This window comes from Actinomycetota bacterium (assembly GCA_030650795.1).
In the GTDB taxonomy this organism is placed as follows: domain Bacteria; phylum Actinomycetota; class Actinomycetes; order S36-B12; family S36-B12; genus UBA11398.
The window spans coordinates 175,618-199,433 of sequence record JAUSDJ010000017.1; the positions used below are offsets into that span (position 1 = coordinate 175,618).

Annotated in this window: 23 protein-coding genes, 1 tRNA gene and 1 other RNA gene; 12 read left to right on the forward strand and 13 right to left on the reverse strand. The window is 59.0% G+C overall.

Annotation, left to right across the window (positions count from 1 at the left end):
* The first annotated feature begins 8 nt into the window (after positions 1–8).
* Together Q7L55_04660 and Q7L55_04665 are read left to right on the forward strand one after the other, a co-directional pair.
* Complete coding sequence (locus Q7L55_04660) at positions 9–1,388, forward strand: NAD-dependent malic enzyme (GenBank protein MDO8731851.1); 1,380 nt, start codon at positions 9–11, stop codon at positions 1,386–1,388.
* 46 nt (positions 1,389–1,434) lie between these two features.
* Complete coding sequence (locus tag Q7L55_04665) at positions 1,435–1,719, forward strand: DUF3892 domain-containing protein (GenBank protein MDO8731852.1); 285 nt, start codon at positions 1,435–1,437, stop codon at positions 1,717–1,719.
* On the opposite strand, the gene Q7L55_04670 is transcribed toward Q7L55_04665, so the two are convergent.
* The 4 genes from Q7L55_04670 to Q7L55_04685 all read right to left on the reverse strand — a co-directional run bounded on the left by Q7L55_04670 (position 1,720) and on the right by Q7L55_04685 (position 4,221).
* Positions 1,720–2,148, reverse strand: a complete 429-nt coding sequence (locus Q7L55_04670; protein ID MDO8731853.1) for an OB-fold domain-containing protein — start codon at positions 2,146–2,148, stop codon at positions 1,720–1,722.
* Positions 2,145–3,293 (reverse strand): nonspecific lipid-transfer protein, encoded by a 1,149-nt coding sequence (locus Q7L55_04675; protein ID MDO8731854.1) that lies wholly within the window; start codon positions 3,291–3,293, stop codon positions 2,145–2,147. Before Q7L55_04675 ends, Q7L55_04670 begins: the two co-directional genes overlap by 4 nt.
* A gap of 129 nt (positions 3,294–3,422) precedes the next feature.
* Positions 3,423–3,789, reverse strand: an RNA gene (gene rnpB / locus Q7L55_04680) — RNase P RNA component class A.
* A 51-nt stretch (positions 3,790–3,840) separates the two neighbouring features.
* Positions 3,841–4,221, reverse strand: a complete 381-nt coding sequence (locus tag Q7L55_04685; protein MDO8731855.1) for a hypothetical protein — start codon at positions 4,219–4,221, stop codon at positions 3,841–3,843.
* A gap of 44 nt (positions 4,222–4,265) precedes the next feature.
* On the opposite strand from Q7L55_04685, the gene yaaA reads away from it, so the two are divergent.
* Positions 4,266–5,057, forward strand: a complete 792-nt coding sequence (gene yaaA, locus Q7L55_04690; GenBank protein ID MDO8731856.1) for a peroxide stress protein YaaA — start codon at positions 4,266–4,268, stop codon at positions 5,055–5,057.
* On the opposite strand, the gene Q7L55_04695 is transcribed toward yaaA, so the two are convergent.
* Genes Q7L55_04695 through Q7L55_04705 form a run of 3 tightly spaced genes read right to left on the reverse strand, consistent with a single transcriptional unit; the run spans position 5,021 to position 7,802 of the window.
* On the reverse strand, positions 5,021–6,229 hold the full coding sequence (locus Q7L55_04695) for a bifunctional RNase H/acid phosphatase (protein ID MDO8731857.1): 1,209 nt from the start codon (positions 6,227–6,229) through the stop codon (positions 5,021–5,023). The two genes, yaaA and Q7L55_04695, sit on opposite strands and share 37 nt — an antisense overlap.
* The gene (locus tag Q7L55_04700) at positions 6,226–6,972 is read right to left on the reverse strand and encodes a C4-type zinc ribbon domain-containing protein (protein MDO8731858.1); all 747 of its coding nucleotides are present in this window, start codon (positions 6,970–6,972) and stop codon (positions 6,226–6,228) included. The genes Q7L55_04695 and Q7L55_04700 overlap by 4 nt, the downstream gene beginning before the upstream one ends.
* On the reverse strand, positions 6,969–7,802 hold the full coding sequence (locus Q7L55_04705; GenBank protein ID MDO8731859.1) for a Nif3-like dinuclear metal center hexameric protein: 834 nt from the start codon (positions 7,800–7,802) through the stop codon (positions 6,969–6,971). The genes Q7L55_04700 and Q7L55_04705 overlap by 4 nt, the downstream gene beginning before the upstream one ends.
* A 63-nt stretch (positions 7,803–7,865) precedes the next feature.
* Here Q7L55_04705 and Q7L55_04710 point away from each other — a divergent pair.
* Positions 7,866–7,939 (forward strand) — tRNA-Val (locus Q7L55_04710).
* 91 nt (positions 7,940–8,030) lie between these two features.
* On the opposite strand, the gene Q7L55_04715 is transcribed toward Q7L55_04710, so the two are convergent.
* The 5 genes from Q7L55_04715 to Q7L55_04735 form a co-directional block, all read right to left on the reverse strand.
* Complete coding sequence (locus Q7L55_04715; GenBank protein ID MDO8731860.1) at positions 8,031–9,317, reverse strand: glycosyltransferase family 2 protein; 1,287 nt, start codon at positions 9,315–9,317, stop codon at positions 8,031–8,033.
* Between the two features lie 9 nt (positions 9,318–9,326).
* Positions 9,327–11,243: a hypothetical protein gene (locus Q7L55_04720; GenBank protein ID MDO8731861.1), complete on the reverse strand. Its 1,917-nt coding sequence runs from the start codon at positions 11,241–11,243 to the stop codon at positions 9,327–9,329.
* A gap of 77 nt (positions 11,244–11,320) precedes the next feature.
* The gene (gene wecB / locus Q7L55_04725) at positions 11,321–12,661 is read right to left on the reverse strand and encodes a UDP-N-acetylglucosamine 2-epimerase (non-hydrolyzing) (GenBank protein MDO8731862.1); all 1,341 of its coding nucleotides are present in this window, start codon (positions 12,659–12,661) and stop codon (positions 11,321–11,323) included.
* Positions 12,662–12,697: 36 nt separating this feature from the next.
* Entirely contained in the window at positions 12,698–13,168 is a 471-nt protein-coding gene (locus Q7L55_04730) for a peroxiredoxin (protein MDO8731863.1), read from the reverse strand.
* A 13-nt stretch (positions 13,169–13,181) separates the two neighbouring features.
* The gene (locus tag Q7L55_04735; protein ID MDO8731864.1) at positions 13,182–13,619 is read right to left on the reverse strand and encodes a DUF3052 domain-containing protein; all 438 of its coding nucleotides are present in this window, start codon (positions 13,617–13,619) and stop codon (positions 13,182–13,184) included.
* A 207-nt stretch (positions 13,620–13,826) separates the two neighbouring features.
* Between Q7L55_04735 and aceE the strand changes: the two genes are divergently transcribed.
* The 8 genes from aceE to Q7L55_04775 all read left to right on the forward strand — a co-directional run bounded on the left by aceE (position 13,827) and on the right by Q7L55_04775 (position 23,229).
* The gene (gene aceE, locus Q7L55_04740; protein MDO8731865.1) at positions 13,827–16,553 is read left to right on the forward strand and encodes a pyruvate dehydrogenase (acetyl-transferring), homodimeric type; all 2,727 of its coding nucleotides are present in this window, start codon (positions 13,827–13,829) and stop codon (positions 16,551–16,553) included.
* Position 16,554: 1 nt separating this feature from the next.
* Positions 16,555–17,688, forward strand: a complete 1,134-nt coding sequence (locus tag Q7L55_04745; GenBank protein ID MDO8731866.1) for a VIT1/CCC1 transporter family protein — start codon at positions 16,555–16,557, stop codon at positions 17,686–17,688.
* Position 17,689: 1 nt separating this feature from the next.
* Entirely contained in the window at positions 17,690–18,829 is a 1,140-nt protein-coding gene (locus tag Q7L55_04750) for a helix-turn-helix domain-containing protein (protein MDO8731867.1), read from the forward strand.
* A gap of 144 nt (positions 18,830–18,973) precedes the next feature.
* Positions 18,974–19,897: an ACP S-malonyltransferase gene (locus Q7L55_04755; GenBank protein ID MDO8731868.1), complete on the forward strand. Its 924-nt coding sequence runs from the start codon at positions 18,974–18,976 to the stop codon at positions 19,895–19,897.
* Positions 19,894–20,898, forward strand: a complete 1,005-nt coding sequence (locus tag Q7L55_04760; GenBank protein MDO8731869.1) for a beta-ketoacyl-ACP synthase III — start codon at positions 19,894–19,896, stop codon at positions 20,896–20,898. Before Q7L55_04755 ends, Q7L55_04760 begins: the two co-directional genes overlap by 4 nt.
* Positions 20,899–20,952: 54 nt before the next feature.
* A complete protein-coding gene (locus Q7L55_04765; GenBank protein ID MDO8731870.1) occupies positions 20,953–21,189 on the forward strand; it encodes an acyl carrier protein in 237 nt (78 codons plus the stop codon).
* 82 nt (positions 21,190–21,271) lie between these two features.
* Positions 21,272–22,504: a beta-ketoacyl-[acyl-carrier-protein] synthase family protein gene (locus tag Q7L55_04770; protein MDO8731871.1), complete on the forward strand. Its 1,233-nt coding sequence runs from the start codon at positions 21,272–21,274 to the stop codon at positions 22,502–22,504.
* Positions 22,505–22,533: 29 nt separating this feature from the next.
* On the forward strand, positions 22,534–23,229 hold the full coding sequence (locus tag Q7L55_04775) for a TMEM175 family protein (GenBank protein MDO8731872.1): 696 nt from the start codon (positions 22,534–22,536) through the stop codon (positions 23,227–23,229).
* Here Q7L55_04775 and Q7L55_04780 read toward each other — a convergent pair.
* Positions 23,197–23,742 carry a DUF3145 family protein gene (locus tag Q7L55_04780; protein MDO8731873.1) on the reverse strand — a complete coding sequence of 182 codons (546 nt, stop codon included), beginning with the start codon at positions 23,740–23,742 and terminating at the stop codon, positions 23,197–23,199. The two genes, Q7L55_04775 and Q7L55_04780, sit on opposite strands and share 33 nt — an antisense overlap.
* Between the last annotated feature and the right edge of the window lie 74 nt (positions 23,743–23,816).

A 23,816-nucleotide genomic window follows, 5' to 3' on the forward strand; every position in this document is an offset into this window, starting at 1 on the left:
CTCCTCCGGTGATCAATTTCGAGACCTCGTACACAGCCCGTATCCGTACCACTCCAGAAGTCCACGCCTCGGGAGTTCTCACGCATGCCGTGACCTCGCTCGAAGGTGTTGTGACCGGGATGGATGTTGTCGAGCCAGGCCACGACTATGTGGTCTTGGAACTCACCTGCCTGCTCGGCGGTGACGATGCAGCCGAACGACTCGCCGAAGCCCTCACAGCTGTCTCTGAATGCCAAGTTGAGCATGTCAGCGATTCTGTTCTGCTCATCCACGCGGGCGGCAAGCTCGAGGTGCGGGCAACAGTGCCGATGAGCAATCGCATTGAGCTTGCCCGTGCCTACACACCCGGCGTGGCACGCGTCTGCCTGGCCATTGCTGAAGATCCATCGTTGGCGCGCGAACTCACGATCAAGCGCAACACTGTCGCCGTCGTCACTGACGGTTCAGCCATTCTTGGCCTCGGCAATCTCGGACCTGAAGCATCCATGCCAGTCATGGAGGGCAAGGCAGCACTGTTCAAGCGCTTTGCAAACATCGATGCATGGCCCATTGCACTTGCTACCAATGACGTCGATGAAATCGTGCGAACAGTTCAGTTGATCGCCCCCGGCTTCGGCGGCATCAATCTTGAGGACATCTCAGCTCCACGTTGCTTCGAGGTCGAGCGTCGTCTTCGCGAGACTCTCGACATTCCCGTGATGCACGACGATCAGCACGGAACCGCCGTCGTGGTGCTTGCAGCACTTAGCAACGCTGCTCGCTTTGTCAAGAAGGACCTCGCAAAACTTCGCATCGTCATGGTTGGCGCTGGGGCCGCTGGCGCAGCCGTTGCTCATTTGCTCATGAAGGCCGGAGTCACCGACATTGTGCTCTTCGACTCCAGGGGTGCACTGCACATGGATCGCGAATTCAGCGATGCCGATAAGAAGGATCTGGCCAGTCGCACGAACCCACGCAATGTGTCGAGCAACCTCCCAGATGCCATGGTCGACGCCGATGTCTTCATTGGTGTCTCACAGCCCGGCATGATCACTGCTGAGGACGTCTCCCGCATGGCCAAGGACTCGATCGTATTTGCGCTGGCCAACCCCACGCCAGAGATCGATCCCATAGAGGCGCATAAGTTCGCCGCCGTGGTTGCCACTGGTCGCAGTGACTACCCCAACCAGATCAACAACGTGCTCGCCTTCCCAGGTATCTTCCGCGGGATGCTCGACAGTGGCGCGCACGTCATCACCGACGAGGTCCTGGTCGCCGCGGCAAATGCCATTGCCGACGTCGTGACCGAGGATCTGCTCTCGGCCGCATACATCATCCCCAGCGTGTTCGACGAGCATGTGGCTCCAGCTGTGGCCGCTGCCGTGGCAGCTGCTGCGAACCCGAGCTGAAACCACTTAGCCAACTGAGACTCCACTCCTCTTGGGGAGGGACCAGATGCCCACGTACACGGTCGTGAGAGTGCGCAAGGAGTGGTCAGATGATCAGAGCCATCGGCACATCGAGGGTGTCCTGACCGATGCGAATGTGTACTACAGCTGCCAACAGGTCGCCACGAGCATCGACGCTGGCGGCATTTGGCACACCAGTGTCGAAGGCTATTCAGCCAGAATCTCAATCCAGGGCTACTGCTCGATCCGCGCTTGTCTGGCCAAGCCCTATCTCAGGACCAATCCCGACAGCTTCGACTTGGACAATCTGGAGAACCTGCCCGAGGGCTAATCAGGCAATGGACTCCGGAGCAAACACAGGCACGACGTAATCGCCGCCTGGAAGCTTCTCGAAGACCACCTGCAGGCGCATATCACAAGCAATCGCCGACGGATCGATCCCGACAATGCGGGTGGGCAGCCGCAAACCAGGCTGCTCATCAAGCTCAACCAAGCCCACCGCATACGGCAGATCCTCGGTGTATCCGGAGATGGCCGGGTGGTGTTGAACGATGAACGAATACAAGGTGCCGGTGCCTGCGACCTCTTCAAATGAAGTCGGGCCAGCGCACACTCGACATCGCTCGAGTGGGGGCATGTGCCAAAGCCCACACTGCTGACAGCGGCACATCGCCAACCTGCCCTCTGCCGTGGCTTGCCAGAACTCGGCAGTGTCCGCGTCAGGCGCAGGCTGCGGCGGGTACGCGACAGTTTCCGTCATAGTTGACTCGTTCCGTAGACAAGAGCGCCACCAAATGGCCCTGCTCCGGAGGTGACCAGGGCCGTCTCGGCCCCGTCGACCTGGCGGTCCTCGGCGTCCCCGCGCAGCTGCAAAACGGCCTCGTAGTGGTGATTCATCCCGTGGATGTAACCCTCCGAGAGCAGACCGCCATGCGGGTTGACGACGACATCACCCCCATAGGTGGCGCGACCCTCGCGGAAGTAGTCGCCGACCTCACCCTTTTCGCAGAAGCCGAAGTCTTCGAAGGTCGCCATCACCGTGAAGGTGAAGCAGTCGTACATGCACGCAACATCAATGTCATTGGGCCCTAGCCCCGTTCGAGCCCACAACTTCGGCGCCGTATCGCGCGAGAACATCGTGGTCATGTCGTCCCACTGGTAGGGCGATCCAGCGAATCGGTTTGCATCGGCGGCCCCCAAGATGAAGGCAGATTTGTGTGGCAGGTCCTTTGCGCGCTCTGCAGAGGTGATCACAATTGCAACTGCGCCGTCCACCTCGTATGTGCAGTCGAACAGGCGGAAGGGATCGCAGATCCAGCGACTGGCGAGGTAGTCGTCGATGGTGATCAGATCACGTCCGATGGCATGTGGATTGGCCGCCGCATGGGCCCGCTGTTGAACAGCAATGGCACCAAGATCCTCGCTCGTCGAGCCATATTCGAATTGGTGACGACGCGCATACATCGCGAACCATTGCGGAGGCACCATGTATCCATGCGGTGCCGCGAACTGCCCCTCACCACTTGCCTCAATACTCCCGAAAGCCTTGCCATAGCGAGTATCCGAGCCAAGGACGCGGTATGCGACAACCACATCCGCCTGGCCGGAGAGCACGGCCGTGGCTGCGCTCGTCACCGTCGTCGTAACGATGTTGCCACCTCCAGCGATGCTGAGCGACCAGCCGAGATCCTCAACTCCGATTGCGTGCGCCACCTGACTGGGACCAGCTGATCCATTGGTCCCAAAGCAAGTCATGCCATCGACATCAGCTGGCGTAAGGCCACAATCGGCGAGGGCTTCGCGCGCCGCCTCGGCCGCCATGGCCAAAGTGGTGCGACCGGACTTGCGCACGTATTTCGTGCGACCAATCCCCACCACGGCTGCATCTTGCAACATTCGGTTCATTGATCGCTCCCCTGCTCAAGGCCAAAGATTCGTGCAGTGACTGACCTCACTTGAATGTATGTGCGAGCTGAGCCGGTGTCTACCGCTTTGCGCGACTGCGCCAGGAATGCGTGCGCGAACTTCTGATGGGGGACGAGTTGGCCTGTAAGCCGGGTTCTGTCTCGGCATAGCCGAGGGTGATCATCCATCTGCGACCACTGTTGCCAGTGGCCTGGTGCGGCCTACCCACAGACATTGAGCGGGCAGCTCGTCTGCGCAGATCGCAAGCGATCCTCTTGGCCTTGCTCCAGGTGGGGTTTACCTAGCCGCAGCAGTCACCTGCCGCGCTGGTGGTCTCTTACACCACCGTTTCACCCTTACCTCGATTGCTCGAGGCGGTCTGTTTTCTGTGGCACTGTCCCGCGGGTCACCCCGGGTGGGCGTTACCCACCACCTCAGCCCTGTGGAGCCCGGACTTTCCTCGACACTTTCGTGCCGCGATCACCCGGCCAACTCGTCCGCCGCAAGGCTATGGCTTTGAGGAGCCTTGGTCCAACCACAGCCAGGCTTAAGGGATCAGACAGGCCTGGGGCCATAGATCGGCAGGTATCTCGGCATCGGCCGGGCGAGAGTCATCTGCCGAAGGAGAGCCACACACGCTTTCTGGTGCTTTCAGGATCCAATTCTGGCCACTTCGGGCGAAGACGAATACCTGCTTTGCTGGCTTGGATCCCTCGTCAGTGACGCTGGCTTGGACAAGCGCCCACTGCCCCGAGCAGTCGAGTTTGTCAAAGGAATCAAGGTGGCTTTGTGATTCGTGCAGGAACGCGTCGATGGTGGTCTGAAGGCTTGCTTGATTGCAGGCTGCTAAAGGCGGCGAGTCAGCCGACGAGCTGCATCCGGCCAAGCACAGCGCTGCCGCGCTTGCAATGAGCAACAAGACCTTCACCGCTCCACCATCTCATATGACGATGGCCTAACGTCTGGACCACCATGCTGATCCTGCTGCCGCCAAGTGAAGCCAAATCAGCGCCGGTCACCAGCCTTCCCTCAGCCCTCTCCTTCGACGAACTGAGTGCAGTTCGCCAACGAGTACGACGTGCGCTGATCAAAATGAGCAGCGGCAATCAAGCGCGAGCGAGCAAGGCCTTGGGCCTGGGGCACACGCAATTGGATCAGCTTGCGATGAATGCCAAACTCGATACTGCTGCATGCGGGCCAGCGATCGATGTCTACTCAGGCGTTGTGTTCGAGGCACTCGCCGCCGACAGCATGACCCTGATTCAACGCAAGCGAATGCACGATCATGTAGTGATCGCAACTGGCTTGTACGGCCTGGTACGCCCTTTGGATTCAATCGCGCCGTATCGACTGAGCGCGAATTCGAAGGTCACGGGCCTGCCAACTTTGCCGAGTCTGTGGCGCAAACCGATTGCTCGCATTCTCGAAAGTTCAGGCGGCCCGATCCTTGACCTGCGTTCGCAGGCATATGTGACCCTCGCGCCGATCCCCCGGGATTGCCTGTCACGATCGATTTCGGTGCGTGTGCTCCAAGAACAAGACGGAAAGCGCTCAGTTGTGAGCCACTTCAACAAGGCGACCAAGGGCGCTCTTGTCGGCGCCTTGATTCGCAAAGGTGAATTGCCCGCGTCACTTCCAGTGCTGCTGAAGCAGCTGAGGGTGCTCGGCTACGAATGCGAGCTTCAGGAACTACCCAATGCCGCAGCGCGGCTGGACATCATCACGCACTACACACCGGGGAAGGTGTCGACTTCACGCAAGTGACCAGACTCCGCGAATCCGTGCAAGGAGTTATTGCCATCGGGAAACCACGTCAAAGTTGATATCGAGCAAGGCCGCAACTCCATGCGGTACACACTCTCGACGGGAGCGTCGATCGTGATCGCTACGAGTAGTTTGATCGGACTCACATGCGAGACCACCAGAATGCTCTTGCTAGGAAATGAGTAGATGAGTTCACGGCGTGCGCGAGCAACACGTTCTTGCACCTGAGTGAAGGACTCCCCACCCGGTGGCGCATAGTCAACTGATTCCAGCCACTCTCGCAATTCATCGGGCCACTTGGACTGCACATCAGCGAAGGTGAGGCCATCCCAGTCCCCGAAGGCACATTCGGCGAGGTCGTCCATCACGACCAGCTCGTTGGCCAGATCACCGCTGAGAATTGCTGCTGTTTGGCGAGTACGAAGCAATGGCGAACTGACAACCAGATCGAATTTGAATCTGGCGGCAAGCTCGTGTGCGGCGGCTTGGGCCTGAGCCTCGCCAATTGCGGCGAGTCCTGGATCTGCCCCGCCACGGCCGCTGAATCGCCTCTCGAGACTGAATTGGGTTGCGCCGTGACGCACCAGCACAGCTGTGGTGGGTGTTTCCATCTCTTCCCAGCCGACCATCTTGTTTGGCGCTCGCTGCTCCCGGGCAATCGCACCTTGTGCGAAGGCTTCCTCGGCGTCACCGATGACATCGACTGCATCCTGCACCAAGAGGCCTGAGTCAAAGATGCGCTTGATCAGCGCATTGCCGCCGTCTTGTACTTGATCGAGGACTTCATTGACGAGGGAATCGGCATGAGCATTCGCTGATCGCGGAACCCAGGTGTAGGTGACTTGCCCCGGAGGGAAGATGGCGCGCACTTGCAGAGCAAGCTCGCGCATGTCTGGGTGCTTGATCTTCCAGCGCCCACTCATCTGCTCCACGATCAGCTTGGAATCAAGCCGGACCTCGACGACAGCAGTGGAATCAAGTTCGTACGCATGCGCCAAGCCCGCGAGTGCACCGCGATACTCGGCAACATTGTTCGTGGCCAAGCCGATGTGCTCGGCCAACTCAGCAAGGACTGCACTGGTAGCAGCATCCTTGACAACAGCGCCATATGCGGCCGGCCCTGGATTGCCTCTCGAGCCGCCATCAGCTTCAACGATAAAGGCTCGACTCATTGCAGTCCGGACTCCGCTGTGCGCACCAGGATCCGGCGGCATTCCTCGCATCGAACAACCTCGTCCGGATCAATCGATCGCAGTCGTTCGAGTTCATTCGGCGGAAGCTGAATTCGACAACCCTCACACTGTCCACGGTGGAGATGCGCAGCCCCAACCCCGTTCTGATCAGCCCTGATCTTCTCGTATAGCGACAGCAGGTCCGTAGGAATGCGGCTGGCCAGTTCTTTGCGATCAACCACCACGACATCGCGCTCAACATCAATCTCGGCAACGAGCGCCGCCACCGCACTTGTCAACGACTCGCGAACAGCCAGCGCTTCCTCATGCTGCGAAGCGAGCTGACGGACGGCCGCTTGGGCGCCCTCCACTCGCTCCATGACTTCGAGTTCAATATCTTCAAGCTCAGACTGCCTGCGCGCCAGTGAGACCAATTCATGCTGAAGATTCTGCAACTGCTTGGGATCCCCGATCGATCCGGAATCCAACAGGAGTTGATCCTTGACTGCGCGCTCGCGAACCTGATCGACATCTGCATCGGCTCGCGCCTGATCGCGTTCCAGATCGCCGGCGATCACTCGGGCGGCAACATGTTCATCATGCAGTCGCTGAATTCGCTGATTCAGATCGGCCAGCTCCTGCTTCTGCGGGAGCGTGCGATCACGGTGCTCGAGTTGAGTGGAGCGGGTATCCAATCGCTGTAAGTCAAGAAGCAACTTCTGCGCAGCGGCTTCGGCCTTCATTGCGCACTCCGCTGCGTGACACTCTCGTGATGTGCAGTCCAAGGATCCGTTGGGGTTGTAGAGCAATGCACGATGATGGTCATACCTTCCTGTGCCAGATCAGATATCAACTGTTGGGCCGCAAGTTGCAGCCAAGGCCATTCGCTTGCCCAGTGCGCCACGTCGATGAGCGCACAGCCACCCTCTGCCAGATGATCCTGAGCCCGATGGTGTCGCAGATCGGCCGTGACGAACACGTCAGCACGAGAGCCCAGACTAACGAGCAGCGAATCGCCTGCACCGCCACAGACTGCGACGGTGCGCAGGATTGTCTGGGGATCCCCTGCGATGCGAACTCCATGCTTGGTCGCAGGCAGTTGCGCCGCCACAAGCGCACTGAATTCTGCAAGAGTGGTCGGCTCGGCGAGCAGACCGATGCGTCCGGTGCCGGTGTCGTCGGACAGCGGATCGATTGGTCGCATCTGAGTGAGCCCAAGAGTGACCCCGAGCGCATCTGAAACTCCGGGATTGGCATGGTCTGCATTGGTATGCGCAGCGGCCAAGGCGATGCCATTGCCGATAAGTGAGTGGATCAGCCGACCCTTTGCCGTCACCGCAGCCACCCCGTGAACTCCCCGAAGGAAGAGTGGATGGTGCGTGATGATCATCGAGAAACCGCCTTCGATGGCCTCATCAAGCACTCTCTGGACGGGATCAATGGCAAAGAGCACTCGCTCCACAGGAGCACTGGGATCTCCACAGATCAATCCCACGGCATCCCAGTCGGCGGCCAGGCTGACAGGGTTTCGTCGCTCTATCGCTGCGAGAACTTGAGCGACGTTGGCGAACATTCCCCAAGGTTACCTGCGGGCACTGGTCGACACTTCGCACCGACGGGTAACCTTGTTCGGCTCGGGCGATTAGCTCAGTTGGTTAGAGCGCCGCCCTTACAAGGCGGATGTCGGGGGTTCGAGTCCCTCATCGCCCACTTTTGTGCTGAGTCGAAGTTCGCCAGGCGACTTCACAATTCTTGGCCTGCCGGAGAATGCGCCTACAAGCGTGATGCCTCCGATTCGCAGCTATTTAGCGATGGATTCCCTGGCAGTTTTCACCCAACCTCGTTGGCCTCGTATGAGCCGGTATAGGCCCAGGAAGGCCACCGGCCACATCAGCCAGATGTAGACCATGTAGGGCACAAATGCCTTGAGGCTGGCCAACCCTCCGCGCCAACCGCGCCCTCGTGCGACCACGAGCACGCCAAGACTTACCGGACCCAAGGCAAGCACGACCATCACAACGGTCAACCAGACGTTGCTCACTGGTAGATATGGGTAACCAAAGCCGATCCACAACACCATTCCCGAGATCACCGCGACGCCAACAATCAGTGTGAGCACCGGCAGTAGCAGGCTGACGAGGGCATCGAGGCGTCGAATGCCGAGAAGGTGGTGAGCATTGAGGCGTCGCAAGCTTCCAACGACCTGGAGGTTGCCCTGCATCCATCGCGTGCGTTGCTTGTAAAGCCGCTTCAGGCTGTTGAGCCCCTGCTGATCGACGTGCGTGAAGGCCTCTTGCTCGCCGAACCAACCTCGCGATAGCAGCCGAAGGCCGAGCTCCTGATCTTCAGTGAGGTAGTGCGACCAGGGCCCCTCATCATCCGCGACTGACTCCAGGGCAGCGAGCCGATTGAACTGGCCATTGCCGCCCATGAATGCCGCCCCCCAGCGCGAACGTCCGGCTTGGTACAGCCCACCAAATACCTCGAATTCAAGTTGCTGCATTCTTGTAAGGAAACTCGATCGGTTGTAGATGCGCACATTTACCTGAACACCGCCGACCCGCGGATTGTCGAAATGACGTCCCACGTGTACTGGCGCTGTAGTTGCCAAGCGGCCATCAGCATCAACGATGCCGACAATCACTTGTTCTGGCGTCCACGTTCGATATTCATCGCGACTCAACAAATCGCGCAACAGGAATTGATATGCATCATCGAGTGCAGCGGCCTTCCCTCTGCGAGCATTCGGAGCAACCCTGGTGTGCACGATCAGATCAGGTCCGCCGATTTGTTCAAGCACTTCGCCAGTGTTGTCATCGGAGCCATCATTGATGACGATGATGATCTTGTTCGTTGCCTCGACAGCTCTTAGTCTCGCAACGCTGTCTGCGATGGTCACTGCTTCGTTCAAGGCAGGCACCAAGAAGGCCCAGAGGTAGGCCGCCTCATTGCCTGAGGGTCGCGCGCGCCAGTCTTTGACGTATCCACTTCCAGCGGCATACAGGACCACGGTCCATGTCGCACCCAAGAGCACACTGATGATGGCCACGTAATAGCCCAACCAGACCAGCCACGTCAGAAGGACCATGCTGAATTCCTAGCCCGTCGTGGAGGCACCAGGTAGCTCCGGTGCAGGTGCTTGAGGCTTGGTCCTACTCCACACGATCAGACCAATGATGAGGAACGCAGTGGCAATCAAAATCACGATCAGGAAACTGCGCCCACTCGTACTGGCATCGGGGGATGTCGGCAACACAATCTCCTGCAACTGGCCAGTGGCGCCCATGGACACGACCTGTCCAGTGAGCTGTGTCCATCTGCCGGTTCCAGTCGCAATCTGGTTGGCGAACTGTTCGTTCAGTTGCAAGGCTGTCTTGCCCGCAGTAGAGGCGGGATCAGTAGGGATCGGACCAAAAATTGCGATGTCGCGCTTGTCTGCGAAGAACGCTTGAGCAAGAGCCAGCGGACCGGGTAAAGCCGCTGTGAATCGCGGTGCCGGATTTCCTACAGAGATGAGGTCATTTATTGTGAGCGGCGCACCCAGGGAGTCCGTTTCCGACGCTCCTGCGCCAACCAACAGCCCTGCGACTCGAGCAGTCTCGAAGTCGTTGGCGGTCACGAGATTGACTGCGAGTTGTTCAGGAGTGGATGACTCCAGAGCGGCGATCAAGTCACCCGCTTGCTGCAGCAAAGATGCCGGATCGCCAGCAGACCCAAATGCGATTGGCACTATTGCGCCAAGCACCTGCGGGAATCTCTGGAAGCCCGGCGGCACAGAATCTCCAAAACTAGGCGTCACATAGCTTTGCTTTGTGTCAATGTCGAGCCGAGCTGACAAGGGTTGGGGTGTGCACCTCCCCGAAGCTGGCACGTACGAAAAGTCGATCGTCAGTTGGTTATCACGATTGAGCTGCTCAGATGAGATCGAGAGCAGTGGATTTAACTTCGTCGTATCCGACATTCCGATCGAATCAATCAGCGTGCCATTCCAGAGGAAGTCAACACGACCGGCTGCTCCCTCGGGCAGCGGGGTAATGACGCCGGCCAGACTGATTTGCACAGACGAGAGCGACTGCCCGAAGGCTGGCTGGTTGATTGCGATAACGCTCTGCAGCTGGCCAACGCCGCTCATCGAGATCCTCGAGGCGCCCAGATCAAAGAGCGAGGTCTTGCCCGTTGCGGGGGCCCAATCTGGAGTGCCCGCCACATGCTCCAAACGCTTTCCCTCGAACAGCGAAAGCGCCGGATCAGCGAGTGCGAAGGCAGTACCGGCCAAGGCCTCTGGCGCGCCGGTCAAGTACAGCGCACCATCAGGACGCACCTCGAGAGTTCCGCCAGCTGAAGTGGCGGAAGCGGTTACCGACGGCCCGGGCGAAGCGGTCACACCCGCTTCATCAGTGGCTTGCACGACAACCGTGCGGTTGAGGAAGTCGTCATCTGGAGAAGAGTTTGAGACGAGCAATTTCACAACAGTTGGCACGGGGTAGAGATGCACGAGCGCGGCCACTGCATCCAACGCGGCCTGCTGTTCGGCGACGCTCGCCTTGGTTCCGACTTGCACAGTCAGTTGCGATAGCCCCGGCGATAAGAAGGTGCCAATCGAGGTAGGAGGCGTGACCGGATGAGAGTAGGTCAGGACTGCATTGTCCAGAGATGCCGTCGATGTACTGTCGATGAAGCAATCATCATGCGCATCCAACTGCACATACATGCCAATGACCGCCACGCCGCGTTCAACATCATCGGCATTCGCGACTGCGTGGATTGCACCACCTGATCGCGTCGGAACCTGCGCAATGCGGCGGCCATTGATGGTGACAATGATCGTTCCGTCATATGTGAAGGTGCTCCGGACCGTTCCATCAAACACAATCGGTGTTGCGCTATCGGGCAGAGTCACTGCGACTGTAGACGAACCACCAGCGCCCTTCACACTCAGCACATATGGAAGTTTCGCAGTTGCTACAGATTCAGGAGTGACTGCTTGGTTTGCGCCCCAGGCCGCACCAGACATACCAACACCCATCGCGACGAGGAGGCAGAGCGCGCCGTAGCGCCGCACAAGCTCTGGGGTTGAACGCGCGCGCACAGTTATGAGTTCCGATCGCCGGCGAGAATGGATTCATTTGATTCGAAGGCGTAGCCCGCGTCCTTGAGAACCGACTCCCTATTGAAAGCTGGCCCAAACTGCTGAGGTGCGGGGCCGTTGAAGATCAAATACTCGAAGGCTTGAACGATCCGCTCTGCCGCCAAGCCATCGCCAAACGGATTCTGCGCTCCTCTCATGAGCGCATAGGCGGCTGGATCGTTCAGCAGATGCAAAGCCTCGGCCGCGATGACGTCTGGATTCGTGCCGACCATCTTCAACGTTCCGGCGATGACTCCTTCCGCACGCTCGGTTGTGTCACGCGTCACGAGCACCGGAGTCCCCACGCTCGGACCTTCTTCCTGAATTCCACCGGAATCAGTGATCGCCAACTTTGCGAGCTTTAATAGACGCGCAAAAGTGACGTAATCGAGAGCGTCGGTGAGGATCACATTTGGCAGCGACTCGAGCGGAGGTTGTAGGTACGCGCGCACGCGTGGATTGGGATGCAACGGCAGCACGAACGTGACATCTGGCCGGGCTGAGGCGATTCGGCGCACTCCTTCGGCAATCCCTTGGAGTCCTTCGCCCCAGTTTTCCCGACGATGAGCAGTCACCACAACGACTTCGCGTCCATCGTCCAGACCCTCAAGACGGGGATCTGGCCAAGGTAATTCAAGAGAAGCTGCCCACTTGAGCGCATCCACCCCTGTATTACCAGTCACAAAAATGGTGTCAGGATCAACACCTTCGGACACGAGCGAATCGCGATTCTCGCTCGTTGGTGACAAATGGAGCGAGGCAATGCAGCTCAGCAGCGTGCGGTTGAGCTCTTCGGGAAATGGTGAGTTGCGATTGCCCGTGCGCAAGCCGGCCTCGATGTGAATGACGGGCAGACGGGCTTGAATCGATGCGAGCCCTGCCGCGAATGCCGAAGTCGTGTCGCCATGGACCACGACGAAACCAGGGAATCGGCGAAGACCCTCTTGCGAACCGGCTCCCATGCGCGGGCGCGATCGTCGTTCTGGTCCGCCACGGAACTCCACGAGAAGTTGATCAATGCCTTTCATGGTTGCCACACAAACGTCATTGATCGTTTGCCCTGGCTGCCCAATGGCGAGGTCAGCGTGGGGAGTGACACCTGCGAACGCCAGAACTGGATCCACAAGATCGCGATGCTGACCAGTGGTCACAACAAAAGCTTCGATAGAAGGAGAAGCCCGCAGCGCGCGAAGGATGGGAACGAGCTTGATGGCCTCTGGTCTGGTGCCGATCACAATCAGGCAGCGCACCTTGGGTTGACCCGAACCCCGCCGGTCCTTGCCTTCTGAATTCTCCTGCTCCACAGCGCAAGTATGTCGGAGTCATTGAAATCGCGCCGCTTAAGTGAGGGCGGCCATTGCCGCTTCGTAACTGCTCAGCTCGCGTTCCTCTGCTGGCCCATTGAGCACAGCCCACGCGATACGGCCTTCGAGATCAATCAGAAAGCTGCCACGCATCGCGAAGCCCTTGTCTTCCAAGAACACTCCGTACTGACGACTTACCTCTCCGTGCGGCCAGAAGTCGCTCAAGAGATCAAAGCTGATGCGAGCGCGAGTCGCGAATTCAGCAAGTGCATAGGGATTGTCGCAAGAAACACCGAAGACGTTCACCCCACGTTCGTGAAAACGGTCGATGAACGAATCAAGGGCAGCAAGCTCACTCGTGCAGACCTCAGTGAAGGCAAATGGAAAGAACACAAGCAATGCGGCCTGCCTCTCGCGAAAGTCGCTGAGTCGCACCTTGCCACCACGGTGGTCTGGCAATTGAAAATCAGGAGCAAGCGAACCAACCGAAAGTCCAAGCGCCGTCATTGCAGATTGGCGACTAGCGCTTTGCGCGAGGGGCCACCAGCCGAGTGCCCTGCCAATTGGAGCCGGCACTGATCGTGCTGGTCTGCTGCAAGCCTGCCGTGGGGGCGGCGTCGGCAATGTCCTCGGGCTCGATATGCCCGTCGCGACCGGGCTTGGGAGTCATCAGCCAGACCACACCGTGATCGGCGAGCAGGTGAATTGCATCCATCAGCGCATCAATGAGGTCGCCATCCTCGTCACGCCACCACATCAGCACAACGTCTACGACATCATCGAAGTCCTCGTCGACCAACTCGTCATCGATGACTGTCTCAATCGAGGTGCGCAGATCCAAATCGACGTCATCGTCGAAGCCGACCTCCTGCACAGTCATGCCAGCCTCAATCCCCAGCCGGACCGCACGTTGCCGTGCTCCATCCTGATCCGCTGCGGCGGCCACCAGACTCTCCATTCCTCGTCAATGCAGGCCGGAGCCTGCTCATGGGCCGCTAGTTCACCGGACCGAGGGCAGAATGGCAAGTGGGAGCGCCGAAGAACTCCGGATTCTCCCCCAACTTCACCAAAGTTGAACCTCGTACGCAAGGATGAGGGTCGGTACACCACCGTCATTCGGCAACCCGGCGATCCCGGAATCCGACCAAGCGAAGGGTCCGAACAATTGACACCCGCACGCGACCGTGAAGCGCTCCTCTCCGGAGGACTTCCGACTCAATACGTCGATATAGACGCCGAGGAAACAGGCGAATGGATCGACTCATTCGACAATCTCGTCATCAATAGCGGCAACAACCGAGCTCGCTACATCATGTTGTCGCTACTTCGAAGAGCGGCCGAGCGAAATGTCGGTGTGCCGAGTCTGCGCAGCACTGACTACATCAACAGCATCCCGCCGCAGCAGGAACCGACTTTCCCCGGCGATGAGTCAATCGAGCACCGCATCCGGCAGATCATCCGCTGGAACGCCGCGATGATGGTGCACCGAGCCCAACGTCCAGGCGTGGGAGTCGGCGGGCATATCTCTAGTTACGCTTCCAGCGCGACCCTGATCGAAGTTGGCTTCAATCACTTTTTCCGCGGACCAGACCACAGTGGCGGCGGCGACCAGGTCTTCTTCCAAGGCCATGCCTCCCCCGGTATTTACGCGCGAGCATTTCTTGAAGGTCGCCTGACGGCCACTCAGCTCGATGGCTTCCGCCAAGAGGCATCTGGCCCTGGGCTGCCGTCCTATCCGCATCCCCGGCTCATGCCCGACTTCTGGCAGTTCCCGACGGTCTCCATGGGCATCGGCCCGCTGAATGCGATCTACCAGGCGCGCTACAACAAATACCTCGCACACCGAGGCATCAAAGACACCTCCGATCAAAATGTCTGGGCCTTTCTGGGTGACGGTGAGATGGACGAAGTCGACGCAGTAGGTGCGTTGACACTGGCCGCCAGAGAAGAACTCGACAATCTGGTCTTCGTAGTCAATTGCAATCTGCAGCGCCTCGATGGTCCTGTCCGCGGCAATGGCAAGATCATTCAAGAACTCGAAAGCCTCTTCCGTGGAGCAGGCTGGAATGTGCTGAAAGTGGTTTGGGGACGCAAGTGGGATGACCTCCTTGCCGCAGACCGCGAAGGTGCCCTTGTGAATCTGATGAACAACACCGTCGATGGCGATTTTCAGACCTTCAAGGCCGAAGACGGCGCTTTCGTTCGCGAACACTTCTTTGGACGCGATCCACGGACTGCGAAATTGGTTGAGAACTGGAGCGACGACGACATCTGGGCCTTGCGTCGCGGTGGTCACGACTATCGCAAGATGTACGCCGCATACAACGCGGCGATGCAGGTCAAGGGTCAACCAACAGTGATCCTGGCCAAGACTGTCAAGGGCTGGTCGCTGGGTTCGCACTTCGAAGGTCGCAACTCAACCCACCAGATGAAGAAGCTCACCTTGGAAGACCTTCTCGGCTTCCGTGATCGCATGCAGATTCCGATTCCCGACAGCGAGATGGATCCCTACCTTCCGCCGTACTACCACCCAGGCCCAGACGACGAAGCCGTGCAATATGTGCAACACGCGCGCCGCCGGCTCGGAGGGCCAGTGCCTTCCCGCAGAGTCATCAATGAGCCATTGGTACTGCCGCCGATTTCTTCGTACGAAGTTGCCAAGCGTGGCTCTGGCAATCAAGAGGTCGCCACCACCATGGCCTTCGTTCGGCTGCTCAAGGATCTGATGAAGGATCCCAATATCGGCCATCGATTTGTTCCGATCATTCCCGATGAAGCTCGTACCTTCGGCATGGATTCGCTGTTCCCGACAGCGAAGATCTACTCCCCGCACGGTCAGCAATACATGTCAGTCGACCGCGATCTCGTGCTCTCGTACAAGGAGTCTGAGACCGGCCAGATCTTGCATGAGGGCATCAACGAGGCTGGGTCTACAGCTTCGTTCACTGCGGTAGGCACCTCATACGCAACCCATGGTCAGCCGATGATCCCGATCTACATCTTCTATTCCATGTTCGGTTTTCAAAGAACAGGCGATGCCTTCTGGGCGGCCATGGATCAAATGGCACGTGGCTTCGTTCTTGGAGCAACTGCGGGTCGCACGACATTGAACGGTGAGGGCTTGCAGCACCAAGATGGCCATTCGCTCTTGCTAGCAAGCACGAATCCGGGCGTTGTCGCCTACGACGCGGCATACGCGTATGAGATCGCGCATATCTTCCGCGACGGATTGCGAAGGATGTACGGCGAGAGTCCTGAGAATATCTACTACTACCTGACCCTCTATAACGAGCCGTACAGGCAACCAGTTGAACCAGAAGACGTCGATGTCGATGGCATCCTGCGTGGCATGCATCTGTTGCGTGAGGCAGCAGGTGAGGGGCCACGTGTGCAATTGCTTGCAAGCGGAGTTGGCGTCAACTGGGCGCTTCGCGCAAGTGATCTGCTGCGCGATGAGTGGGGCGTGCAAGCTGATGTGTGGTCGGTTACTTCCTGGAATGAACTTCGTCGCGATGGCCTGAAAGTTGATCGTCACAACCTGCTGAATCCAGAGGGCGAACTCCAGACTGCCTACGTCTCACAGCGTCTGGCCGGCCGTGAAGGTCCAGTCATCGCAGTGTCTGACTACATGCGAGCGGTGCAGGATCAGATTCGCGAATGGGTCGAGCAGCCATTTGTCTCGCTCGGCACCGACGGCTGGGGCATGTCTGACACTCGCGGTGCTTTGCGTCGACATTTCCTTGTCGATGCTGAATCGATTGTTGTGCAATCACTCAGCATGCTGAGCAAGCACCACGACTTTGATCGTGCGCGCGTGTCTGAGGCGATCGTGCGCTATCAATTGCACGATCCAAGTGCAGCCGCCGCCGGCAACACGGAAGGCTCTGGCTGAAATGGCCAACGATCCCAAGCGGTTCTTGCGGTACCTCGAAGAGGAACGCAAGGCCGCTATGCTCTATCGATCCCTCGCCGCAAGTCTTGAAGGAGAGCGGCAGGAAGCTCTGTTCGAGTTGGCAGATATTGAAGATCGGCACGCGCGCCACTGGATTGCCAAACTCACCGAGGCAGGCATTGCAGTGCCTGAATCCCCGACGACGATGCAGCCCGACGATGCAGCCCTGGTCGCGCGCGCGAACGCTCTTGGGGTCGAGGATGTACTGGCACACCTTGAGCAGGCCGAATCAGCGGCAACCTCGCTCTATGGCGATGAGCCTGAGGCTCCCGATTCCATGGTGCGGGAAGAGGCCTGGCACGTGGAGGCCTTCCAGCGGATGCGCTCTGACGAGCCAGTCCTGCCCATTCGCGGAGCGCTGCGCGCTCCTGGTCCGGACAACATGGAGCCCTGGCATCGCGGGGACAACTCCGGAAGCACGCGAGCAGCCGTGTTCGGGATCAGTGACGGACTCGTATCGAACACTGCCTTGATCATGGGTTTTGCGGGTGCCAATCCCGATAGCAAGACCATCTTGTTCGCTGGTTTCGCTGGCCTGCTTGCCGGGGCGTTCTCGATGGCAGCTGGCGAATATGTCAGTGTTGCGAGCCAGCGCGATCTGTTCCGCCGTGACATCGAGCGCGAGGCAATCGAGATCGCCACCAAACCCGAGGAAGAGCAGAAGGAGCTTGAGCTCATCTACCGGGCAAAGGGCGTCCCGCGCGACGTTGCCGAAGCCACAGCCGCCAGCATCATGCAGGATCCCAAGAAGGCTCTCGATACCTTGGCGCGTGAGGAACTTGGGCTCAATCCTGATGACCTTGGTGCTCCCATCCGAGTCGCGGTATCCAGTTTCAGCGCTTTCACCGTTGGAGCTTTTGTTCCGGTATTGCCGTACTTGATCACCTCAGGCACGCTCGCACTTTGGTTGACGATTGTCTTGTCGACAATTGCTTTGCTGATTGTCGGTGGCATTGTCGGGCGACTATCTGGAAGGGGTGTGGTGTTCAGTGCGTTCCGCCAGTTCTTATGGGGCGCAGGTGCGGCTGCAGTCACCTTCATCGTCGGTACTCTCATCGGCGTGAACGCCAGTTGACGTGACGGCAATCCCTCTCCCGCTCCAACTTGTGCGCTCGACCAGCGGGCTAACGACTGCAGCGACCCAGCGCATGGAAGCCGAGTTTCCTTGGTACCGCGATCTTGGCGCACAAGAACGTTCCTGGGTCGGGCTCGTTGCGCAAGCGGGCATTACGGCATTCGTGGATTGGTACGAACAACCTGAGCGGGTTGTTGAGATCACCGCAGGAGTGTTCGGATCTGCTCCGCGTGAACTGGCTCGAGTGATATCGCTGGAGCAAACAGTCTCACTCGTGCGCACCACGATCGACGTTGTCGAAGAAGCCATCGAGAACATCGCCGATGAGCAGACGCGCATCCCTTTGCGGGAGGCCGTCTTGCGGTACTCGCGTGAGATCGCCTTCTCGGCCGCAGGTGTCTATGCGCGCGCCGCAGAAGCGCGCGGAGCCTGGGATGCCAGAGTAGAAGCCCTGGTCGTGGACGCCTTTGTGCGCGGCGATCTCGACAGCACTGTCCTGAGCCGAGTGAGCGCACTTGGCTGGTCGGGGCAGGGTTCAGTGATGCTGATCGCGGGTTCTCCACCCTTAGGGGAGCCAGAAATCGCCCTCGCGATTCTTCGTCGAGCTGCCACCAACCATGGAGTAGATCTGCTGACCGGGATTCACGGTTCAACCATGCTGGCGATCATCGGAAAAGTCAGCGCGACTTCGAGAACAGCCCGAGTGCTCACTGCCCACTTCGGTCCGGGCCCAGTTGTGACCAGCGATGAACTCGCGGGTTTAGATCAAGTGCCAGATGCCGCCCGAATCACCATGCAGTCACTCAAACTTGCTCATGCCTGGCTGCAAGCCCCGCGCCCGGTTTCCACGCATGAACTGCTACCCGAACGCGCCTTGGCCGGAGATCTGGACGCCCAGGATGAACTGGTTGATCGGATCTACGCTGTGCTGTCCGCTGAACCAAACCTCCTGCAAACCTTGGCCTGCTTCTTGGAGGAATCCCCATCCTTGGAGGGGACCGCCCGGCAGCTGTTCATCCACCCCAATACCGTGCGATACCGCTTGCGCCGAGTCACCGAGCTCACTGGCCTATCCGCTCAGGATCCCCGCGATGCCTACTCCCTGCGAATTGCGCTCACTTTGGGTCGCGTTCAGCAATAGTTGAATTCGGCAGGATTCCGGGGATTTGAGGCACCGATTACTGGTGGACATCCGCATTCTTTGTAGGAAACCTCTAAGTTATGCCCCATGACATTGGCGGCCGCAACCTCGCATCGGACACCCACTGGCCGACAGGCTTAGCAGGTGCTCGCAATCCTCGCTCCGGGTCAAGGAGCCCAGACTCCGGGCATGCTGAGCCCTTGGCTGGAGCTGTCAGGCGTCGCCGATCATCTGGCCCGACTCTCGGAGGCTGCCGGCATTGATCTTCTGGCTCACGGCACCACTTCCGATGCCGACCAGATTCGCGATACGGCCGTAGCCCAACCCTTGATTGTCGCCACGAGCCTGCTGACCTGGTCGTGCCTGGGTCGTCCAGCAGCCGACGTCACGGCCGGGCATTCGGTAGGTGAAATTGCAGCTGCCGTGATCGCTGGCGTGCTGAGTGAGTTTGATGCGATGAACTTTGTCAGCGAGCGTGGATCACGCATGGCTCTGGCCGCATCGATGGCTGACACCGGCATGAGCGCAGTGCTTGGCGGTGAAGCCTCAGTTGTTGTGGCCAAGGCGCAGGCGCACGGGCTGACACCGGCGAACATGAACGGTGCCGGACAGATCGTCGTTGCCGGAACTCTTGAGCAACTCGATGCCTTCGCAGCAGATCCTCCCGAGGGTGGTCGAGTGCGACCTCTCGTCGTGGCCGGGGCATTTCACACCACGCATATGCACCCAGCAGTTGGTGCTCTCGGTGAATTTGCCAACGCAATAACCACTGCCCAACCGGCAACGATTCTGCTGTCAAACGCAGACGGCAGTTCGGTTTCCGAGGGCGATGCAGCATTGCGCGGACTCATTGCTCAGGTCAGCAATCCAGTTCGCTGGGATCTGTGCATGGACATGATGACTTCGATTGGGGTCACTGGCGTACTTGAGCTTGCACCAGGTGGAACTCTCGCCGGGCTCGCGAAACGAGCAATGCCGGGCGTTGCCACCGTTGCGCTCAAGAGCCCCGATGATCTGCAAGCTGCCCGCACTCTCATCGCTGAGCATGCCGGAAGGGCTGACGAATGACCGGGATCATTACCGTGCCGCAGGGCCCGAAATATGCGCGCATCATGTCCGTGGGCGCCTACCGTCCTTCGCGGATCGTCACCAACGCAGAAATCTGCACGCGCATTGATTCAACCGATGAGTGGATTCAAGAGCGTTCCGGCATCACCGAACGGCGCTACGCAGCAGAGGATGAAACCGTCATTGACATGGCTGCTGCCGCCGCGAGCGATGCCATTGGCAAAGCCGGGATTGCACCCGAAGAAGTCGGCTTGGTGTTAGTAGCCAGTTGCACATACCCATTTCTCACTCCTTCGGCTGCCGCGCAGATCGCAGTGCGCATTGGCGCAACGTCAGCTGCCGCAACCGACATCTCAAGTGCCTGTGCAGGGTTTTGCTACGGAGTTGGCATGGCCAGCGACGTCGTTCGAGGTGGGAACGCGAAATATGCAGTGGTCATCGGTGCCGAGAAACTGACCGATTGGTTCGATCCCTACGACCGCACCCTCGCCTTCCTGTTCGCCGATGGCGCTGGCGCAGTCGTGATCGGACCTTCAGAAGTGCCAGCAATCGGCCCAACCATGTGGGGCGCGGACGGCACGATGATTGATGCTCTGGGCATTGGTCCATCCTTCCTGGAGCAGCGCAAGGACCCGATCAACAATGTGCCCATGCTGTACATGCAGGGGCAAACGGTATTTCGATGGGCGATCAGTGTGATGGCCCAGTTGGCTCAAGAGGCTCTGGATGCTGCTGGGTTGGACGTTGCTGATCTCGATGCCTTCATCGCGCATCAGGCCAACAACCGCATCACCGATGCACTCATCCGAGCACTGAAATTGCCCGAGCATGTGATCGTGGCCCGCGACATCATCACAATGGGCAATACTTCTGCTGCTTCGATTCCCTTGGCCATGTCACGCATGGTTGACGAGGGCGAGGCCAAGAGTGGCGGAACTGCCCTCATCATCGGATTTGGTGCCGGACTGGCATACGCCGCGCAGGTCGTCACCCTTCCGTAATCCATCCAAATACTTCCCACCAAGAATGAATCTAGCGAACACGAAAGGAAAGTCATGAGTGAGGACATCCTGGCCGGCTTGGCTGCGATTGTGAATGAGGTTGCCGGTGTGCCCGTTGAAGACGTCCAGACGAACAAGTCCTTCGTCGATGATCTCGATGTGGACTCGCTGTCCATGGTCGAGGTCGTCATGGCATGTGAGGACAAGTGGGGCGTCAAGATCCCTGACAGCGAGGTCAAGAACCTGAAGACAGTCGGCGATGCGGTGAAGTACATCAGCGCAAACGTTTGAGTTTCGTGATCAGCAGGGTCGCCTCTCACGACCCCGCTGATCGCACTTCCATGCTTCATCCATTGAACTCAGGAGCACCGCTATGACCAGAAATGTTGTTGTGACCGGCATCGGTATGACCACGCCTTTAGGTGGCGACGTCGCATCAACATGGGCACAGCTCATGGCCGGACAGCCAGGCATCTCCAAGATGGGGCCAGACTGGCATCCTGATCAACCCGCAAAGATCGCCGGGCTCATGAAGGTTGATCCTGAGGAAGTCCTGACTCGGGTTGAGATTCGCCGGATGGACCGTTCCGAGCAATGCGCGCTCATCGCCACCCGCGAAGCATGGGCAGATGCAGGATCACCCGAGATGGATCCAGTTCGACTGGGCGCAGTCGTTGCCTCGGGCATTGGCGGCGTGAACTCGCTGATCTCGGCCTACGAGACAATCAAGGAAAAGGGACCACTACGAGTCTCTCCTCACATGGTCACGATGATCATGCCCAATGGCCCCGCTGCCATGGTTGGCCTGGAAGTTGGCGCGCGCGCTGGAGTTCACACACCCGTGAGCGCCTGCGCTTCCGGCGCTGAAGCGATTTCCTACGCCGCCCGGATGATCCAAGGTGGCCGCGCTGACGTCGTCGTCACGGGTGGCACCGAGGCCTGCATCAATACCGTGACCATGGCCGGCTTTGCCGCGATGCGCGCCCTTTCGACGCGCAATGACGATCCCAACACTGCTTCACGTCCATATGACCTCGACCGCGATGGCTTCGTCATGTCTGAAGGAGCCGGCATCCTCATCCTGGAAGAGGAAGAGTTCGCCCGCGCCCGTGGTGCCCGTATCTACGGTCGATACGGCGGCGCCGGACTCACGTCAGATGGTCACCACATTGCCCAGCCAGATCCCGAAGGCACTGGCGCTGCTCGCGCAATGCGTGAGGCCATCGAAGATGCCGGGCTTGATTTGTCGAGCATCGTGCACGTGAATGCCCACGCCACCTCAACTGCTTTGGGTGACTTCGCCGAGTCCATCGCTCTACGAGCAGCGTTGGGCAGCAATACCGACCAGACGATCGTCTCAGCGACCAAGTCGATGACCGGACACTTGCTAGGTGGGGCAGGCGCGGTGGAATCGATCTTCTCGATCTTGGCTCTGCGCGATCGCATCGCACCGCCGACTCCGAATATCTTCAACTTCGATCCCGCAATTCAACTCAACGTTACTGCCAACGGCCCGGTGGCCCTGCCGGCTGGCGATATTGCCGCGCTGAACAACTCGTTCGGCTTCGGCGGGCACGACGTAGCACTGGTCTTCACCAGCATCTAGTTCGGGCGCTTCCTGCTAGCGTGCGGCGCGTGCTGCTTCCACACCGCGGGCTCAAGGAGATTCACACTGGGCGAGACTTCGAGCGGCTGATCAACTTCAGCGACGCGGTCGTTGCCGTGGCGATCACGGTGCTGGTGTTAGCGATCGTAGACATTCGACCCCGCGACACTGAGTCGAGCGTGTGGCAGCTCATCTCCGACAACGCTGGGCAAATCTTCACCTTCTTCTTCACTTTCCTCGTGGTCGGCATGATGTGGCTCGCGCACAACCGCGTGGTCAATCAACTGCGCGGATTCGACGGGCTGACCTTCTGGCTCAATCTGTTCTGGCTGGCAGGCATTGCATTCCTGCCATGGCCAAGTTCCCTGTACGGCGAGGGATTCGCCTGGGGCAGTGTCCAGAGCGCCACAGAGCATGGCGGCGGCACAGGGAGTCTGTATTGGGGAACCCTGGCCGTCATCAGCGGGCTCGCATTCCTGATTTCGTGGCATGCGCGCCACACGCCAGAACTGCTCGAACCCAAGGCCCGCGAAGCCATTGCGCAGTCCAATGATCGCGGTCAATACCGCGGTCTGGTGTTCTGTGTTCTCTTCTTGGCCATTGGGCTGGTCTCGACGTATTCGCAAGAGATCGCCGGTTACATGGCCTTTCTGATCATTCCTGCGAGCATCTTCGTGCGGTCACACTCGCCGCTAAATGACATCATGGAGAACACGGACAGTTGAGCCCTCGTGGGCACACCTGAACGGTTCCAACTCCTCATCCCAGGGCGCACCGATCAGCCGAGCGATCTCCTCGGCCAATCCATCACCGGTGGCATCCGACTGCATCAACGCGGTACGAAGTCGTTCTTCAGCAACCATGACATCGCCATGCTCGCCGATGTCCGCACGGAACAGCCCCAAAGAGGGAGTTGCAGAGAATCGTTCGCCTGTTCTATGCCCGCTAGCGTCTTCGGTGACCTCATAGCGAACCTGTCCAAAGGCCAGCAGTGCGCTCGCAATCTGAGCGCCCATGCCCAGCGAACCCTGCCACAGCAATTCGGCACGGACCATGCTCGGGGCGATCGGCTGCTCATTCCAGTCCATGTGAACACTGGTGCCAAAGACGCTGCTCAAGGCCCATTCAAGATGCGGACTCACAGCCTTGGGACAGGCGTGAACGAACACCACTCCTCGCGCCGCAGCAACTTCACGGGCAGTGGAATTGGCAGCCCTTGCCTGCACATGCGTTGTCATCGAGCCTCCCTTGCAACCAGTCGCCTTCCCCAGCCACTGTTGCAAGTCACTCGAAACATTCACTCTCGACCTAC